Here is a 15293-nt window from a genome sequence, read left to right on the forward strand (position 1 = left end):
CGACCACATTGGAAGCGAGCCGGGTTTCAGACTTCCGGCAAGGTCGACCCGCCGTCCACCACCAGGGTTTGGCCGGTGATATAGCCGGCCAGATCGGAGGCCAGAAACAGCATGGCGCCGGCGATATCCGCCGCCGAGCCCAGGCGCCCGAGCGGCACGCGGCTGGCGATGCTGGCATTCAGCGCGGCGTCGCCCAGGTTGCCCATCGCCGGCGTGACGATCATGCCCGGCTCCACACCATTCACCCGCACCTTCAGCGACGCCAATTCCAGCGCCGCGTTGCGAATAAAGCCGTTGACCCCGGCCTTGGACGCCGCGTAATGACTGAGCCCTGGATAGCCGACCCGATTGCCGGTGACCGAAGACGTCACCAGCACGCAACCACGACCCTGCGCGCGAAACGCCGGCAAGGCCGCCTGGGTCAGCCAGAACAATGCTGACAGGTTGACCGCCAAGGTCCGTTGCAGGATGGCCGGGGTGATGTCGGCAAACGCCGTCAGCGGAAAATACCCGGCGTTGTGCACCAGGACATCCAGCCGCGCCAACCCTTGAACACAGGCGAACACCGCCTCTGACTCCGCCAGGTCGACGCCCACGGCTTCGACGCGGTAACCCTGCACGCAGAGTGCGGCGGCAACCTCCTGGGCTTGCGCGAGCAGGCGGTCGGCAATCACGACCTGCGCGCCGCGACGGGCAAACGCTTCGACGATACCGAGCCCAATGCCTTGCGCGCCGCCGGTGACCAACACCACACGTCCGCTGAAATCCAGGTCATTCACCATGGCTGGGCTCCAGTCGCGTGAAGGCCAATGTGGGCACATCGACAATGCTCGAACCGCCGTCGGCGACCAACGTCGCCCCGGTGATGATCGATGCATCACTGGACGCCAGGAAGCGACAGGCTTTGGCGATTTCCTCGGCGCGTGCGGCCCGGCGCAGCGGCACATCGGCGCACACCCGTTCATAAGCCTGTTGCAGCGTATCGCCATAGGCATTCATCAGCGGCTGCATTTCCGCATCAGCCATGGGGGTGTGCACCCAGCCCGGGCATACCGTGTTCACCCGCACGCCGTGGGGCCCATAATCCCGCGCGAGAGAGCGGTTAAGCCCGAGGAGCGCATGCTTGGCCGTGGTGTAGCCGCACACGTCGGGCCCTGCCGCCAACGAGGCGATGGAGCCGATCAGCACAATATTGCCCGCGCTTTCCTGCAACATCGGCAGGCAGGCGCGGGCGCTGTAGAACGCGCTGTCGAGGTTGCTGCGCAGTGCACTTTCCCAAGTGGCCGGGCTGGTCTGGGTCGCGCTGCCCACGCCATGGCCACCCGCGCAAGCCAGCAGCACATCCAGGCGCCCGTAGTGTTCGCGGATCTGCCGGATAAACCCGTCCCAGGTGTCCGGGCAGGCGGCGTCGCCCACCAGGATCAGCCCGCCGGTTTGTCGGGCCACCTGTTCCAGCGGCTCACGGCGCCTGCCGATCAGCACCAATCGCGCGCCGTCCTCGGCATACAACCGCGCACACGCAGCGCCGATACCGGTGCCGGCACCCGTGATGACGACCGTGCGCGGCTCAGTCACGAGGGTACTCCGTGCGGTTAAGCACCTGGCAACAGGAGCTGATGGGGAAGTTCGACAGCGCATCGAATGACGCCCCGGCGTAGCCAAAAATTTTGCCGTCGCTGCGGTGCTGTTGCAGGTCGATCAGCACCAGGCCGAGGGTGGGTACGATTTTTTCTTGCCACACAAACAGGTACAGCTGTTCGGCGATCTTGTAGTAGTGGCAGCGGTCGGTGTCGCACAAGCCTTGCTCCACGCCCTTCAAACATTGCCAGGCATAGAAGCGTGGGTTGAGGTAGATGTGCTCATAGATTTCGCTGGGGCTGTAGCGGTACTGATTGCGCAGGCCCAGCAGTTCGTCGGTTGGCGCATGCAGGCAGTGGCCGTCTTGCCACGGGCGGTCGAGGCTGCCGTGCAGGAAGTCGACCTGCACCGAGCTCAGCGGTTTACAGGCCAGGGCTCGGTGGTAAAGGCCTTCGTGGGTTTCCGATTGTTCGGGCAGGCGGCCGATCACCGCCGTAAACGACTCGCCCGGTGTATCCAGCACCAGGCTGATCGACCAGCTTAGCCCGGCCTCATGCTTGATGAAGTCCACCAGGTACAACCCCGGGCGAATCGAGGTGGCGCGGTAGGGCGCGCTGCCGCTGGAGTGCCCGTCGGCGGCCTGCCAGGCCAGGCGGTCCTGCTCGAAACGGTGCTCGATCTGCCAGCCATTGGCGAAGTGCAGGGTAAACGTCTTGCCGGCCAGTTCGGCGAGGTTGGGCAGGATAAACGCTTGCGGGGCAAAACCGTCGGCCAGGGCGCCCACGGTGATCCAGTCTGGGGAACTCGTCATGGCAACACTCCCTTAGGCAACGGCGAAGTAGTGTTTGACGAAACTCTCGCTGACCACTTCCCACAGCACGGGTGTGCCCTTGGTCACGAACCAGCTGTCGCCGGCTTTGTAGCGCGCGGACTGGCCGGTGGATTCGTCGGTCAGGACCACTTCGCCGGTCACCACTGTGGCCTGCTCAGCAAACGGGTAGACCATGCGGAACTTGCCCCGTGTGGTGCCGAAGTAAGCACTGCTGACCGGATCGGTAGGCGCGCCGAAGGTCATCTTGCCGAAGGCACGCACCTCGCCTTCGAGGATCTCTGAGCCGAGATCGGCCACGGTGCCCCAGGCGTCGAGTTCCGACAGCTGGACGTTGTGCTTGAGGGTGGTAAGGGTCATGGCAGTTGCTCCTGATAAGTAAACGAAAATTAGCGGCGCCCGTTCCAGTAGCCGGAAAGTTGGTGCCAGGATTTGCCTGCCGTCAGCAGCAAGGGGCGGATAGCGTCCTTGCCGATGATGGTCGGGCGATGAATCGAGCTGACCAGGTCATAACGCGCCGAGCCTTCGCTCATGCCTTCGGCCAGGACCTTGCAGATGATGTGGCTGGGGGTGACGCCAAAACCGGAATAGCCCTGCACGAAAAACGCATTACTGCGCCCTGGCAAAGTGCCGATCTGCGGAAACAGATTGGGGCTGCACGCCATCGGCCCGCCCCACGCCAGGTCGATTTTCACGTCCTTGAGGTAGGGGAAAATCTTCAGCATCAGGTTGCGGTTCCAGGCCTTCAGGTCGCCGGGAATATGCTCCACCAGCGGCGTCGCGGCACCGAACAGCAAGCGGTTTTCATTGGTCACGCGGTAGTAGTCGATCACCGGGCGAATGTCGCTGTAGGCCCCGCGAATCGGGCTGATGCGTTGGATCAGTTCCTCGGACAACGGCTCGGTCATCATCTGGAATGCGTAGGTGTTGATGGTCGAACGGTGCAGCTCCGGTTCCAGCTTGTTGAGGAAACTGTCGCAGGCCCACAGCAACTTGCTGGCGCGGACCGAGCCGCGGCCAGTGCGCACGGTGATGCGCTCGCCATAACTGACGTCCAGGGCCGGGCTGTTCTCGAAAATCTTTACGCCATGGCTGGCCAGGGCGGTGGCTTCGCCCAACAGCAGGTTGAGCGAGTGCACATGCCCGCCGCCCATGTGCAGCAGGGCGCTGGTATAGGCTGTGGAACCGATGATCTGCTGCACGTCGGCGCCGCCGAGAAAGCGGATCTCATGCTGGCTGTTGATCGACTTGAAGTCCTTTTCCCAGGCGCGCAGGGTTTTTTCCTGGCGGGCGTTGAAGCCCATGTAGCCATAGCCGTGGCAGAAATCCGCGTCGATATTGTACTTGGCGATGCGGTTCTTGATGATGTCGGCGCCCAGGTCGCTGATCTCGAACACCTGGCGCAGGCCGTCTTCGCCCACATCCTTCTTGATCTTCTCCAGGTCATGGCCGATGCCCGCCATGATCTGCCCGCCGTTGCGCCCGGTGCCGCCAAAGCCCAGGTAGCGCGCTTCGAGCACCACAACATTGGTGATGCCTTTTTCCGCCAGTTCCAGGGCAGTGTTGATACCGGAGAAACCGCCGCCAATCACCACGACATCGGCGTCGATGTCCTGCTCCAGCGTGGGGAAGCTGAGGTTGTATTTCTTGGTGGCGGTGTAATACGTGGGGGTTTCGATGTTGATCATGGCGCAGCCTGAAAAGGTGAAGGAAGGCGCTAAAGCGGATGCCTCCATTAGGGGCCCTGGCGGGACGGATGTCTTGACCCTGCGTGCCCAGGCTTTTGATTCAGCGCGCCATGGGCAGGTGCGGCAAACAAGTTATAGCGCGCTCACTGGCCGGGAATGCTAGAGTTTCGTTAAATTATTAACTAAATAACCCGTGACCCTGATCCCTATGCTTAAACCTCGACAATCCCTGACATTGGCCCTGCTGCAAGCCCGCGAAGCTGCCATGAGTTTTTTCCGGCCCTCCCTGAATGAACACGGCCTGACCGAACAGCAATGGCGGATCATCCGCATCCTTGAGCAACACGGTGAGCTGGAGATTTACCAACTGGCGGAACTGGCCTGCATCCTCAAACCGAGCATGACCGGCGTGCTGGTGCGCATGGAGACCGCCGGCATGGTGCACCGGCGCAAGGCCGAGCAGGACCAGCGCCGTGTGCTGGTGACCCTGGCCGACAAGGGCAAGGCGAGTTTCGAGTCCATGAGCCATTGCATGGAAGCCAACTACCAGCGCTTGCAGGATCAATTCGGTACGGAGAAGTTCGAGGCCCTGTTGGGCCTGCTGGATGACTTGAAGAACATCAAGCGCTGAAACAATTGCTCAAACGCCACACATCAAAGTGTGGGAGCTGGCTTGCCTGCGATAGCGGTGTACCTGTGACAACTAAACCCATTGGCCCACCGCCATCGCAGGCAAGCCAGCTCCCACATGAGATCTCAGTAGACATCACCGGTGTGTGAGGCCTCGGGAGCGCCCTTGAATTTCCCGGCCAGCGCTTGCAAACCACGCATCAACACCGTGGTATCCACACCCACCGCCACAAACGTCGCACCCAGTTCGATGTAGCGCCGCGCCAGCGTTTCATCCGCACTGAGAATTCCCGCCGCCTTGCCCGCGTGTACGATGCGCGTGATTGCCTGTTCAATTGCCGCCTGCACCGCAACGTGCCCCGGGTTACCGCGATGCCCCATGGACGCACTTAAATCCGCCGGGCCGATAAACACGCCGTCCACGCCTTCGACTGCGGCGATGGCGTCCAGATTGGCCAGGCCTTCAGCGCTTTCAATCTGCACCAGGAGGCACATCTGCTCATCGGCCTGGTCGAGGTAACCGGGGATGCTGTTCCAGCGCGAAGCGCGGGCCAAAGCACTGCCGACGCCACGAATGCCCTGGGGCGGGTAGCGCATGGCACGCACCAGTTCGCGGGCCTGCGCGGCGCTTTCGACCATCGGCACCAGTAATGTCTGAGCGCCGATATCCAGCAGTTGCTTGATCAGCGCGCTGTCGCCGATCACCGGGCGAATCAGCGCCTGGCTGGGATAGGGCGCGATGGCCTGCAATTGGCCAAGCATGCCTGGCAGAGCGTTGGGCGCGTGTTCGCCATCGATCAGCAACCAATCGAAACCTGCGTTGGCGGCCAGCTCGGCACAGTAGGCATTCGCCAGGCCGAGCCACAGGCCGATCTGTACGTCGCCCTTGTTCAGGCGTTGTTTGAAGCGGTTGACAGGCATGTCCATGACAATCTCCAGTGGTCAGACGAAACGGCAGGCGATCGACCCGAGCGTGTCGTAGTCGACATGGAAGGTATCGCCGGGGCGTGCCGCCACCGGGCGTGTAAACGAGCCACCGAGGATGATTTGCCCGGGCAGCAGCGTGACGTCATACGCCGCCAGCTTGTTGGCCAGCCACGCCACGCCCTTGGCCGGGTGGTTAAGCACCGCAGCCGACACCCCGGACTCCTCGATCACGCCATTGCGGTACAGCACCGCCGGCACTTTGCGCAGGTCGATGTCGGTGGGCCGCACGGCGCGGCCGCCCATCACCACTCCCGCATTCGCGGCGTTGTCGGAGATCGTGTCGAAGACCTTGCGGGTCGCGTGGGTCTGTGGGTCGACCTGTTGGATGCGCGCGTCGATGATCTCCAGCGCCGGGATCACCCACTCGGTGGCGTCGAGGACGTCGAACACCGTGCAGTTCGGACCCTTGAGCGGTTTGCCGAGGATGAAGGCCAGTTCCACTTCCACCCGAGGGACAATGAAACGCTCGAAGGGAATATCACTGCCTTCGTCGAAAAACATGTCATCGAGCAGCGCGCCATAGTCGGGTTCGGTGATGTTCGATGACACTTGCATGGCCCGTGAAGTCAGGCCGATTTTGTGACCCTTCAAGGTACGGCCGTCCTTGATCTTCTGCGCGACCCAGGCGCGCTGGATGGCGTAGGCGTCTTCAATCGTGATGCCAGGGTAGTCGAGGGAGAACTGGCGCACCTGTTCGCGGCTGCGTTCGGCGCGGTCCAGACGGGTAGCGGCCTCATGGATGTGCTGTGAGTCGAGCATGGCAACGGTCTCTAGTGTGGGTTGACGATGGCGGCGTGGGTGCGCAGCACCAGCAGGCCGCCGAGGGCGATAAACAGGGCGAGTACGTAAAGCGCGAGGCTGGCGCTCTGGGTGGCGTCGCGCATCCAGCCGATCAGGTACGGCGCGAGGAACGCGGCGACGCTGCCGAACGAGCTGATCATGGCGATGCCGGCGGCCTGGGTGGTGTTGGAGAGAAACGCTGGCGGCAGTTGCCAGAACATCGGCAGGGCGGCACTGGCGCCCATGCCGGCGACCACCAGCCCGCTCATCACCAGCAGCGGATTGCCTGGCGCCAGGCCGGTCACGGCGATACCGACGGCGGCCATCAGCAATGGCACACACAGGTGCCAGCGGCGTTCGCGGTGCCGGTCGGACGAGCGTCCGCAGCCGATCATGAAGAAGCATCCGGCCAGATACGGCACGGCGCTGAGCAGGCCAACCTGGCTGTCGCGGCCGATGCCAGCGCCGTGGATCAGGGTCGGCATCCAGAACGCCAGGGTGTTTACCGCCAGCATCACCGCAAAGTACACCGCCACCAACAGCCACACCTGCGGGTCACGCAGGATGCCGCTGAACGAGGTGATGGTCTTGCGCTGTTCTTCGCTGCTCAGTTGGGCGTGCAGTTGCTGTTTTTGCTCGGCCGTCAGCCAGTTCACCGAGTCGAAACCGTCCGGCAAGCACTTGAGCACCACCAGCCCCAGCAGCACCACCGGCGCGCCTTCGATCAGAAACATCCACTGCCAGCCGCGCAGGCTGCCCACGTCGTGGAAGTTCTCCAGAATCGCCCCGGAGAGTGGTCCGCCCAACACGCCGGCCATCGGCACTGCAATGGCGAACAGCGCGGTGACCTGGGCACGCCGGCGTGCCGGGTACCAGCGGTTGAGAAACACCAGGATGCCCGGGAAAAACCCGGCCTCGGCCACCCCCAGCAAAAAGCGCAGCACATAGAAACCACGGGCATTCTCGACCCACAACATGCCGGTGGACAACAGGCCCCACACCACCATCAGGCTGGCGATCCAGCGCCGTGGCCCGACCCGGTCAAGTGCCATATTGCTGGGTACGCCGAACAGCGCGTAGGCGATAAAAAACAGCCCGGCGCCAAAGCCGTAGACCGTGTCGCTGAAGTGCAGGTCACTGCTCATCTGCATCTTCGCGAAACCAATGTTGATGCGGTCCAGATGGGCGAACAGGTAACAGACCAACAACAGGGGCATCAGGCGCCAGGTGACTAAACGATGGGTGCGGTCGTGCTCGGCCAGCACGAGGCTGGCAGTGGAATTGGCTGTGCTCATGGTGTTGTACTTTTTGTCTGAGTGGCCGTGAGGGGAAGGCGGGACTCAGCCCGCCGGGTTGTTCAGAAATGCATGCACGTTGTTCTGCTTGAAGTTGAGCTGCGGGTGCAGTTCGACCATCTCGAATGACAGCGCCAGCAAGCGTTGCGCCTGCAGCTCGGCAAAGTGCGCGCTGATCGTCGCGAACACGGCCTCGGCCACCGCCTGTCGCGTGGGCAGGTCGCGGCCATGACCCACCTTGAGGGTCATGTGCACAAAGGCGTAGTCGTGCTTGCCATCGGCCATGCGCCAGGTGTCCAGGCGCACGCCACGGCTGCGGATGCCGCCAAGGGGAAACACGCCACTGTCCCCCAGCACGCGGTGGATCTTTTCAAACAGGCCGGGCAGGTCGGCCTGTGGTTCGATGTTGTCGGTGTACTCGGCGATAAAGTGCGGCATGGTTGCCTCCCAGGGTTACAGGGGAAAGATCGCGTTGACCTGGCCGGTGCCCGAACTGCCGAACGGCGCCGTAATGATCTCGGCCGGTTTGGCATAGTCCGGCCCGCCGAGCAGGCCCAGCAGCATGGCTGTGTCGTGCATCTTGCCTTCGCCAAAACAGTGTTCGGCGTAGTCCGGCAGCATCGCGCAGAACTCCTTGAAGCGGCCTTGCTGCCACATTTGCACCACGTGCAGGTCCATCTGCTTATCGAATTCACGGGTCCAGTTATGGATGTTCGCCTCGGCTTCACGGTCGTCCGAAAAACGGTGGGAGAGTGAGCCGGAGGCCAGCACCAGCACCTTGCGGTCACTCTTTTCGATAGCCCGGCGCACGGCGGCACCAAACGCAAAGCTGTCTTCCAGGCGATGCCAGGCGCACCACGCGGCGATGGAAATGACCTTGAGCTTTTCATCCTCCGGCACGCCCATGTGCATGTAGCGCATGGGCACCAACGTGCCGTATTCCAGCTCCAGGCTCGGGATGTTATGGGCCATGGTGCGCACACCGGCCAGGTTGGCCTCGGCGGCGATCAACGCGCCCAGCTCGGGGCAACCGGGGTAGGCGTATTCCATGTTCTTGATGAAGTGCGGCAGCTCGTTACTGGTGTAGGTGCCCTGGAAATGCTCACCGCAGTTGACGTGATAGCCGCTGTTGACCAGCCAGTGCACGTCAAACACCACGGCTGTGTCCGCCCCCAATTCTCGGGCGCGGCGGCCGATTTCCGTGTGGCCGGCAATCGCCGCTTCGCGACAGCCATGATGTTTGCCGGGCAGTTCCGACAGGTACATCGACGGTACGTGGCAGATCTTCGCCGCCAGGACCACTTCGCCCATGATCATTCTCCTGAGTATTTATTCTTGTTGGAGTGCAATGTGAGGGTTACACGCCCCAACGCGGGATGTGATGGCTGCCCATGGAAATGCACACGTTCTTGATCTCGGCAAACACTTCAAAACTGTACTGGCCGCCTTCGCGCCCGGTGCCGGAACCTTTTACGCCGCCGAAGGGCTGGCGCAGGTCACGCACATTCTGGCTGTTGATAAATACCATGCCGGCTTCAATCCCGCGCGCCAGGCGATGGGCCTTGCCGATGTCCTGCGTCCAGATATACGACGCCAGGCCGTACTCGGTATCGTTGGCCAATTGCAGCGCCTCGGCTTCGTCCTTGAACGGAATCAGGCACACCACCGGGCCGAAGATTTCTTCCTGGGCGATGCGCATCTTGTTGTTCACATCGGCAAACACCGTGGGCTGGATAAACTGACCTTTGCTCAGGTGCGCCGGTAAATTGGCCGGGCGTTCCAGGCCGCCGGCGAGCAGAGTGGCACCTTCTTCGAGGCCGATTTTGATATAGCCGGTGACCTTGTCGTAGTGCGCCTGGGTGATCATCGAACCGACCTGGGTCTTGGGGTCTTGAGGGTCGCCCACAATCAGCCGCTTGGCCCGCGCGGCAAACTCAGCGACAAACTGCGGGTAGACACTTTCCTGGATAAAGACCCGGCTGCCGGCGGTGCAGCGTTCGCCATTCAGCGAAAAGATGGTGAACAGCGCGGCGTCGAGCGCGCGCTCAAGGTCGGCATCTTCAAAGATCAGCACCGGCGACTTGCCGCCGAGCTCCATCGAGTACTTTTTCAGGCCGGCGGTCTGCATGATTTTCTTGCCGGTGGCGGTGCCGCCGGTGAACGAAATGGCGCGTACATCCGGGTGGCGTACCAGCGCATCACCGGCGGTGGCGCCGTAGCCTTGAATCACATTGAGCACGCCGTTGGGAATCCCGGCTTCCACCGCCAGGCGCCCCAGTTCGTTGGCGGTCAGTGGCGACAGTTCCGACATCTTCAACACCGCCGTATTGCCCAGCGCCAGGCACGGCGCGGTTTTCCAGGTGGCGGTCATGAACGGCACATTCCACGGCGACACTAACCCGCACACACCCACCGGCTGGTAGAGGGTGTAGTTGAGCATCTGATCGTCCACCGGGTAGCTGTGGCCGTCCATGCGTGTGCACACTTCGGCGAAAAAATCGAAGTTGTGTGAGGCCCGCGGGATCAGCACATTTTTGGTCTGGTGGATCGGCAGGCCGGTGTCGAGGGTTTCCAGTTCGGCCAGGCGCGGTACGTTCTGCTCGATCAACTCACCGAGCTTGCGCATCAAGCGTGCGCGCTCCCTGGCCGGGGTGTTGGCCCATTTGGGAAACGCTTCTTTAGCGGCCGCGACAGCCCGCGCGACTTCTTCAGGCCCACCGCTGGCGACTTCGCCGATGGCCTCGCCGGTGGCCGGGTTGTAGTTCATGAAGGTGTCTTTGCTTTCGACCTCACGGCCGTTGATCCAGTGTTTGATCATGGTGCTCAAGCCTCTTTCCGGGCGGAAAAGAATTCCGCCTCGCTGACAATTCGGTTGACCAGGCGGCCCACGCCTTCGACTTCCACCACCACTTCGTCACCCGGCACCACATCGGCCAGGCCTTCGGGCGTGCCGGTGGCGATCATGTCGCCGGGTTGCAGGGTCATGAAGCTGGACAGGTATTCGATGAGGTAGGGAATGTCGAAAATCATGTCGCGGGTGCTGCCTTCCTGGCGCAGCTCACCGTTGATCCAAGTGCGCAGGGTCAGGTTGCTCGGGTCGGGCACATCCGCCACATCGACGATCCACGGGCCGACCGGGGTGGTGGCGTCGCGGTTTTTAACGCGCAGGTTGGGGCGGTAGTAGTTTTCCAGGTAGTCGCGGATCGCGTAGTCGTTGCACACCGTGTAACCGGCCAGGTAATCCAGGGCGTCGGCGCGCTTGACGTTGCGCGCAGTCTTGCCGATTACCGCCACCAGCTCGCACTCGTAGTGCATGTAGGCGACGTTGCCCGGGCGCCAGGTAACCTGCCGGTGGCCGGTGTAGGTGCCGACGGACTTGATGAATGCCAGGGGCTCGGTGGGCGGTTTGAATGCCAACTCGGCGGCGTGGTCGGCGTAGTTCAGGCCCAGGGCGAACATCGTGCCGGTGGCGGGCGGCAGCCACTCCACGTGTTCTTCGGCGAGCAACCGGCCATCGCTCAGGCGCACGCTGTAATCCGCCTCCACGTGCACGGCATGGATCGCGCCTTCAAAACGAATACGGGCGTGTTTCATCGCGCTGCCTCCGCCTGCACGGTGTTGGCCAAGCGACCGACACCGCTGATTTCAACTTCAACCCTGTCTCCAGGCTGCACATCCACGCGACCTTCCGGGGTGCCGGTAATCAGCACGTCGCCAGGGTGCAGGGTCATGAACTCGCTGATTTCGGCGATCAATTGCGCAATATCCCGTACCCAATTGGCGGTGGAGTTTTGCTGGCGCAGTTCGCCGTTGACGAAGAGTCTGAGGCTCAGTTGATTGGGGTTGGTCACCTGATCCCGCGCGACCCAATCCGGCCCGAAGGCACAAAAACCATCGCGGCATTTGGCTTTCACGGCGGGGCGGTAGTAACTGTCTTCCGGCAGGCTGAATTCATTCACCACCACATAACCGGCCACATGCGCCATGGCGTTTTCCAGGCTGACGCGGCTGGCACGCTGGCCGATCACCACACCCAGGGCCGGCCCTGGTTGCAGGCGTTCACCCTGAGGAAACACCACCACACCGTCGTGCTCATTGCGCGTATTCGGGGTCTTGATAAACAGCACCGGTTTGCTCGGCGGCTGCTGATAGGGCGCCTGCTGGAAGGCGGCGAGATGCTGGTCCAGCAAGCCCTGGTAGTTCAGCGCAACGCCGAACAAGGTGCCGCTGGCAACATCATGCAGGGTACGGCTCATGCGTTTCTCCTGGCGGTGGCGACTGCTGCATAGGCAGTTCGTTAATGTGTTAACGTTATAATTAATATGTTAACTACCGTCAAGCGTGGCAAAATCCAGCAGCATCCGAACAACAAGAAGAGCGCACTGTGAAGCCGATTCCCAACATCAACATCGGGCAGGTCTACGACCAGCGTTACAGCGATGCCGAGGTGCATTACGACAAGCTCGCCAACCTGGCAGGATTTTTCGGGCGCAATATGCCCGTGCATCGGCATGACCGATTTTTCCAGGTGCATTACGTGAAGAGCGGCGCGGTGCGGGTGTATCTGGATGATCGCCAGTACGTTGAATCAGGGCCGATGTTTTTTCTCACACCGCCCACGGTGCCCCATGCGTTTGTGACTGAACCGGATGCGGACGGGCATGTGCTGACGGTGCGTCAGCAATGGGTGTGGGCCTTGATTGACGCCGACCCGAGCCTTGCCTCCGGGGCCGCGTGTGTGGCGCTGAAGGCAGATGCCCAAGAGCTGGATCAGTTGTTCGAAGCGTTAAGCAGCGAGATCAACGCCCAGTGGGCAGGGCGCGCCGCTGCACTGGAAAGCCTGACGCGCCTGATCATGATTCGCCTGCTGCGCCTGTGTGCCAACTCGCTGCCGGCGCGCCCGACGCGGCATGAAGACCTGCGTATCTTCCATCGTTTCAACGAACTGATCGAAGCGCATTACCTGGAGCATTGGCCGCTGGCACGTTACGCCGGGGAGGTCGGTGTCACCGTCGCGCGGCTCAATGAAGTCTGCCGGCGCATGGCCGACCTGCCGTCTAAGCGCCTGATCCTGGAACGGGTCATGCAGGAAGCCAAGCGCCTGTTGCTGTTTACCGGCAGCTCGGCGAATGAAATCTGCTACCAGCTGGGGTTCAAAGACCCGGCGTATTTCAGCCGGTTTTTCCTTCGTTACGCACAGGTGACGCCGGGGGAGTACCGGCTGCGGCAGTCGGGGTTGAGTTGACGTTCCACGCGCCACCCAGCGCCGTATACAGGTTCACCTCCGCGACCAATTGGGCCAACCGATCGACGATCAGCGCCTGCTGTGAACTGAACAGCGAGCGCTGCGCATCAAGGAACGTCAGGTTGCTGTCGACACCGCTGCGGTAGCGGTGTTGGGCCAGGTCGTAATAGGCCTGGTTGGCCGCGACGAAATCCCGTTGCGCCTGCAGTTGGTCGTTGAACGTCTGACGGGCGGCGAGGCCGTCGGCGACTTCCTGGAACGCGGTCTGGATGGATTTTTCGTACTGGGCCACCGTAATGTCTTTCTGCAATTTGGCGTAGTCGAGGCTGGCGCGCAGGCTGCCGGCGTTGAAGATCGGCAGGTTGATTTGCGGTTGGAAGGTCCAGGTGCCCGTGCCACCCTTGAACAACCCTGACAGTTCGGTGCTGGTGCTGCCGGCGTTGGCCGTGAGGGTGACCGAAGGAAAAAACGCTGCGCGGGCCGCGCCGATATTCGCGTTGGCCGCTTGCAACTGGTACTCGGCCTGGAGGATATCCGGGCGCCGTTGCAGCAGGTCGGAGGGCAAGCCTGCGGGCACGCGCGCCACCAGATCATCGGCCAGTGGCCGCGACGGCAGGTGCTCATCCACCGGGCCGCCGACCAGCAGGGCAAGGTTGTTGAGGTCCTGGGCGACCTGGCGCTCATAACGGGCCACGCTGGCGCGGGTACTTTCGACGGCCGTGCGGGCTTGTACCACCTCCAGCGCCGAAGCCTTGCCCGCACTTTTGCTGCGGCTGGTCAGTTGCCAGCTGTGGTCGTTGGCCGTCAGGGTTTGCTGCGCCAGGGCCAGCAGTTCCTGGTCGGCGCGCCAGGTCAGGTAGGCATTGGCGACGTTGGCGACCAGGCTCAGTTGTGTGCTGCGCCGGGCTTCCTCGGTGCCCAGGTAAGTGAGCATCGCCTGCTCGCTGAGGCTGCGCACGCGGCCGAACAAATCCAGCTCATAGGCGCTGAGCCCTAACGTGGCCGAATAGTTGGACGTGATCGCCGACTTGCCGGTGCCGGTTACATCGGCCGGCAACTTCTGGCGTTTGCCGGCGCCTGTTGCGGACACCGCCGGGAACAGGTCCGCACGCTGGATGCGGTACTGGGCCTGGAACGCTTCCACATTCAGCGCGGCAACCCTGAGGTCACGGTTGTTGACCAGCGCGGTGCCAATCAGCTGTTGCAAGGCCGGGTCGTGAAACAGTTGCTGCCAGTCCGGCTTTACTGCCACGGTGTCGGCCTGCGCCAGGCTGTAGACGCCGCCTTGGGGGTACTGCGCAGGTGTCGGCGCTGCAGGCCGTTGGTACTCGGGGATCAGCGAACAACCGCCGAGCATCCAGGCCACGCCTACGCTGGTGAGTGTCCATTTGTTCATCAGGCGCCAACCATCCATTTGGCCAATCCATGCCGCCCACTCACGCCCAATTTGGCGGCGGCGCGCTTGAGGTAGGTTTCGATCGAGCTGTTTTTCACGCTGAGTTTTTCCGCCATCTGCGGCACGGTGCCGCCGGTCAGCAGGCCGAGGCAAACTTCCTGCTCGCGCGCCGACAGGGTGATATCGCTGAGGGACAAGCGCTTGTAGAACTCGCGCTGCAACTGCGATTGTTCCAGCAGGTTCTGGGCCGGCTCGGACTCGGCGTGCGGCGTCAGACGCAGAAGGTGCGCATGCCGCTCCAGCAAGGGCAACAAGGTCTCCGACAAGCATTTGAGAAACGACAACTGCGCCAGGGAAAAGCCCTGCTGGGTGGGCGAGCGGTAGAACGAAATCACGCAGCGCCGATTGCCCTGACGCGATACCAGATTGCACTGGTGCGAGCTGCCACGCGGATGCGCGCTGTTGGCTTTGGCCTTCATCTGGATCAGCAGTGGGTCTTGCATGCGCAGCATTTCCCGCAACAGCGGATGGTCATTCAGCGCATGCACGGTCTGCGGGGCAGACCAGTCCTTTTGCAGCCCGGCGCTGCCGAGCAGCTTGATGTCGAGCACGCTGTCGCGCAGTTCGTCCAGGGTCCATTCACTCAGGTCGACCAAGTGAATCGGTACCCATTTATCCACCAGATGCAGCATGTTGGCGGCGAAGTTTTCCTGGCCGCTGTTAGAAATCAACTCGCCCATTTCTGCATAGAAATGCGGGCTGTGCGTGTCGCCAATACTGCGGGTCAGACTCATAGCCATCTCATCCTTGATGTCGAAAACCGTCAACGGACGCCCTGGGTCTGTGTGGGGCTATCCGTACTCCT

At 62.2% G+C, this 15293-nt stretch carries 17 protein-coding genes; 2 read left to right on the forward strand and 15 right to left on the reverse strand.

Annotated elements, in window-relative coordinates:
* Positions 1-26: 26 nt before the first annotated feature.
* Genes ACI77D_RS04715 through ACI77D_RS04735 form a run of 5 tightly spaced genes read right to left on the reverse strand, consistent with a single transcriptional unit; the run spans position 27 to position 4095 of the window.
* Positions 27-782, reverse strand: a complete 756-nt coding sequence (locus ACI77D_RS04715; protein WP_262665446.1) for an SDR family oxidoreductase — start codon at positions 780-782, stop codon at positions 27-29.
* Positions 772-1575, reverse strand: a complete 804-nt coding sequence (locus ACI77D_RS04720; RefSeq protein ID WP_064453098.1) for an SDR family NAD(P)-dependent oxidoreductase — start codon at positions 1573-1575, stop codon at positions 772-774. Before ACI77D_RS04720 ends, ACI77D_RS04715 begins: the two co-directional genes overlap by 11 nt.
* The gene (locus ACI77D_RS04725) at positions 1568-2389 is read right to left on the reverse strand and encodes a molybdenum cofactor biosynthesis F family protein (protein ID WP_407016142.1); all 822 of its coding nucleotides are present in this window, start codon (positions 2387-2389) and stop codon (positions 1568-1570) included. Before ACI77D_RS04725 ends, ACI77D_RS04720 begins: the two co-directional genes overlap by 8 nt.
* Positions 2390-2401: 12 nt before the next feature.
* Positions 2402-2767 carry a cupin domain-containing protein gene (locus ACI77D_RS04730; protein WP_407016143.1) on the reverse strand — a complete coding sequence of 122 codons (366 nt, stop codon included), beginning with the start codon at positions 2765-2767 and terminating at the stop codon, positions 2402-2404.
* A 29-nt stretch (positions 2768-2796) separates the two neighbouring features.
* Positions 2797-4095, reverse strand: coding sequence for an FAD-binding oxidoreductase (locus ACI77D_RS04735; protein ID WP_221295187.1), 1299 nt, complete (start codon positions 4093-4095; stop codon positions 2797-2799).
* A 208-nt stretch (positions 4096-4303) separates the two neighbouring features.
* On the opposite strand from ACI77D_RS04735, the gene hpaR reads away from it, so the two are divergent.
* Entirely contained in the window at positions 4304-4726 is a 423-nt protein-coding gene (hpaR, locus tag ACI77D_RS04740; protein ID WP_064453094.1) for a homoprotocatechuate degradation operon regulator HpaR, read from the forward strand.
* Between the two features lie 125 nt (positions 4727-4851).
* Here hpaR and hpaI read toward each other — a convergent pair whose 3' ends face one another.
* From hpaI to ACI77D_RS04780, 8 genes are read right to left on the reverse strand one after another with little or no spacing between them, the layout of a single operon-like run.
* Positions 4852-5652: a 4-hydroxy-2-oxoheptanedioate aldolase gene (gene hpaI, locus ACI77D_RS04745; protein WP_407016144.1), complete on the reverse strand. Its 801-nt coding sequence runs from the start codon at positions 5650-5652 to the stop codon at positions 4852-4854.
* A gap of 15 nt (positions 5653-5667) precedes the next feature.
* Entirely contained in the window at positions 5668-6471 is an 804-nt protein-coding gene (gene hpaH, locus ACI77D_RS04750) for a 2-oxo-hept-4-ene-1,7-dioate hydratase (RefSeq protein ID WP_064453092.1), read from the reverse strand.
* Between the two features lie 11 nt (positions 6472-6482).
* Positions 6483-7787, reverse strand: a complete 1305-nt coding sequence (locus ACI77D_RS04755) for an MFS transporter (protein ID WP_407016145.1) — start codon at positions 7785-7787, stop codon at positions 6483-6485.
* Positions 7788-7832: 45 nt separating this feature from the next.
* Complete coding sequence (locus ACI77D_RS04760; RefSeq protein WP_064453090.1) at positions 7833-8225, reverse strand: 5-carboxymethyl-2-hydroxymuconate Delta-isomerase; 393 nt, start codon at positions 8223-8225, stop codon at positions 7833-7835.
* 15 nt (positions 8226-8240) lie between these two features.
* The gene (hpaD, locus tag ACI77D_RS04765) at positions 8241-9098 is read right to left on the reverse strand and encodes a 3,4-dihydroxyphenylacetate 2,3-dioxygenase (RefSeq protein ID WP_064453089.1); all 858 of its coding nucleotides are present in this window, start codon (positions 9096-9098) and stop codon (positions 8241-8243) included.
* A 46-nt stretch (positions 9099-9144) separates the two neighbouring features.
* Entirely contained in the window at positions 9145-10605 is a 1461-nt protein-coding gene (gene hpaE, locus ACI77D_RS04770) for a 5-carboxymethyl-2-hydroxymuconate semialdehyde dehydrogenase (protein ID WP_221296116.1), read from the reverse strand.
* A 5-nt stretch (positions 10606-10610) separates the two neighbouring features.
* A complete protein-coding gene (locus tag ACI77D_RS04775; protein ID WP_407016146.1) occupies positions 10611-11381 on the reverse strand; it encodes a fumarylacetoacetate hydrolase family protein in 771 nt (256 codons plus the stop codon).
* A complete protein-coding gene (locus ACI77D_RS04780; RefSeq protein ID WP_064453087.1) occupies positions 11378-12043 on the reverse strand; it encodes a fumarylacetoacetate hydrolase family protein in 666 nt (221 codons plus the stop codon). The genes ACI77D_RS04775 and ACI77D_RS04780 overlap by 4 nt, the downstream gene beginning before the upstream one ends.
* 128 nt (positions 12044-12171) lie before the next feature.
* Here ACI77D_RS04780 and hpaA point away from each other — a divergent pair, with 128 nt between their 5' ends.
* Complete coding sequence (gene hpaA / locus ACI77D_RS04785) at positions 12172-13032, forward strand: 4-hydroxyphenylacetate catabolism regulatory protein HpaA (protein WP_262665435.1); 861 nt, start codon at positions 12172-12174, stop codon at positions 13030-13032.
* On the opposite strand, the gene ACI77D_RS04790 is transcribed toward hpaA, so the two are convergent.
* Positions 12959-14428: an efflux transporter outer membrane subunit gene (locus tag ACI77D_RS04790; protein ID WP_262668037.1), complete on the reverse strand. Its 1470-nt coding sequence runs from the start codon at positions 14426-14428 to the stop codon at positions 12959-12961. The genes hpaA and ACI77D_RS04790 overlap by 74 nt on opposite strands.
* The gene (locus tag ACI77D_RS04795; protein ID WP_262665434.1) at positions 14428-15222 is read right to left on the reverse strand and encodes a helix-turn-helix transcriptional regulator; all 795 of its coding nucleotides are present in this window, start codon (positions 15220-15222) and stop codon (positions 14428-14430) included. Before ACI77D_RS04795 ends, ACI77D_RS04790 begins: the two co-directional genes overlap by 1 nt.
* Between the last annotated feature and the right edge of the window lie 71 nt (positions 15223-15293).

The sequence above is a fragment of the Pseudomonas sp. O39 genome, from assembly GCF_045447295.1.
Classification (GTDB): domain Bacteria; phylum Pseudomonadota; class Gammaproteobacteria; order Pseudomonadales; family Pseudomonadaceae; genus Aquipseudomonas; species Aquipseudomonas antarctica_A.

Coding starts and splice junctions, on each gene's coding strand:
- ACI77D_RS04715 (WP_262665446.1), bottom strand. CDS start 782: ATGGTGAATGACCTGGATTTCAGCGGACGTGTGGTGTTGGTCACCGGC.
- ACI77D_RS04725 (WP_407016142.1), bottom strand. CDS start 2,389: ATGACGAGTTCCCCAGACTGGATCACCGTGGGCGCCCTGGCCGACGGT.
- ACI77D_RS04730 (WP_407016143.1), bottom strand. CDS start 2,767: ATGACCCTTACCACCCTCAAGCACAACGTCCAGCTGTCGGAACTCGAC.
- ACI77D_RS04735 (WP_221295187.1), bottom strand. CDS start 4,095: ATGATCAACATCGAAACCCCCACGTATTACACCGCCACCAAGAAATAC.
- hpaR (WP_064453094.1), top strand. CDS start 4,304: ATGCTTAAACCTCGACAATCCCTGACATTGGCCCTGCTGCAAGCCCGC.
- hpaI (WP_407016144.1), bottom strand. CDS start 5,652: ATGGACATGCCTGTCAACCGCTTCAAACAACGCCTGAACAAGGGCGAC.
- hpaH (WP_064453092.1), bottom strand. CDS start 6,471: ATGCTCGACTCACAGCACATCCATGAGGCCGCTACCCGTCTGGACCGC.
- ACI77D_RS04755 (WP_407016145.1), bottom strand. CDS start 7,787: ATGAGCACAGCCAATTCCACTGCCAGCCTCGTGCTGGCCGAGCACGAC.
- ACI77D_RS04760 (WP_064453090.1), bottom strand. CDS start 8,225: ATGCCGCACTTTATCGCCGAGTACACCGACAACATCGAACCACAGGCC.
- hpaD (WP_064453089.1), bottom strand. CDS start 9,098: ATGGGCGAAGTGGTCCTGGCGGCGAAGATCTGCCACGTACCGTCGATG.
- hpaE (WP_221296116.1), bottom strand. CDS start 10,605: ATGATCAAACACTGGATCAACGGCCGTGAGGTCGAAAGCAAAGACACC.
- ACI77D_RS04775 (WP_407016146.1), bottom strand. CDS start 11,381: ATGAAACACGCCCGTATTCGTTTTGAAGGCGCGATCCATGCCGTGCAC.
- ACI77D_RS04780 (WP_064453087.1), bottom strand. CDS start 12,043: ATGAGCCGTACCCTGCATGATGTTGCCAGCGGCACCTTGTTCGGCGTT.
- ACI77D_RS04790 (WP_262668037.1), bottom strand. CDS start 14,428: ATGAACAAATGGACACTCACCAGCGTAGGCGTGGCCTGGATGCTCGGC.
- ACI77D_RS04795 (WP_262665434.1), bottom strand. CDS start 15,222: ATGAGTCTGACCCGCAGTATTGGCGACACGCACAGCCCGCATTTCTAT.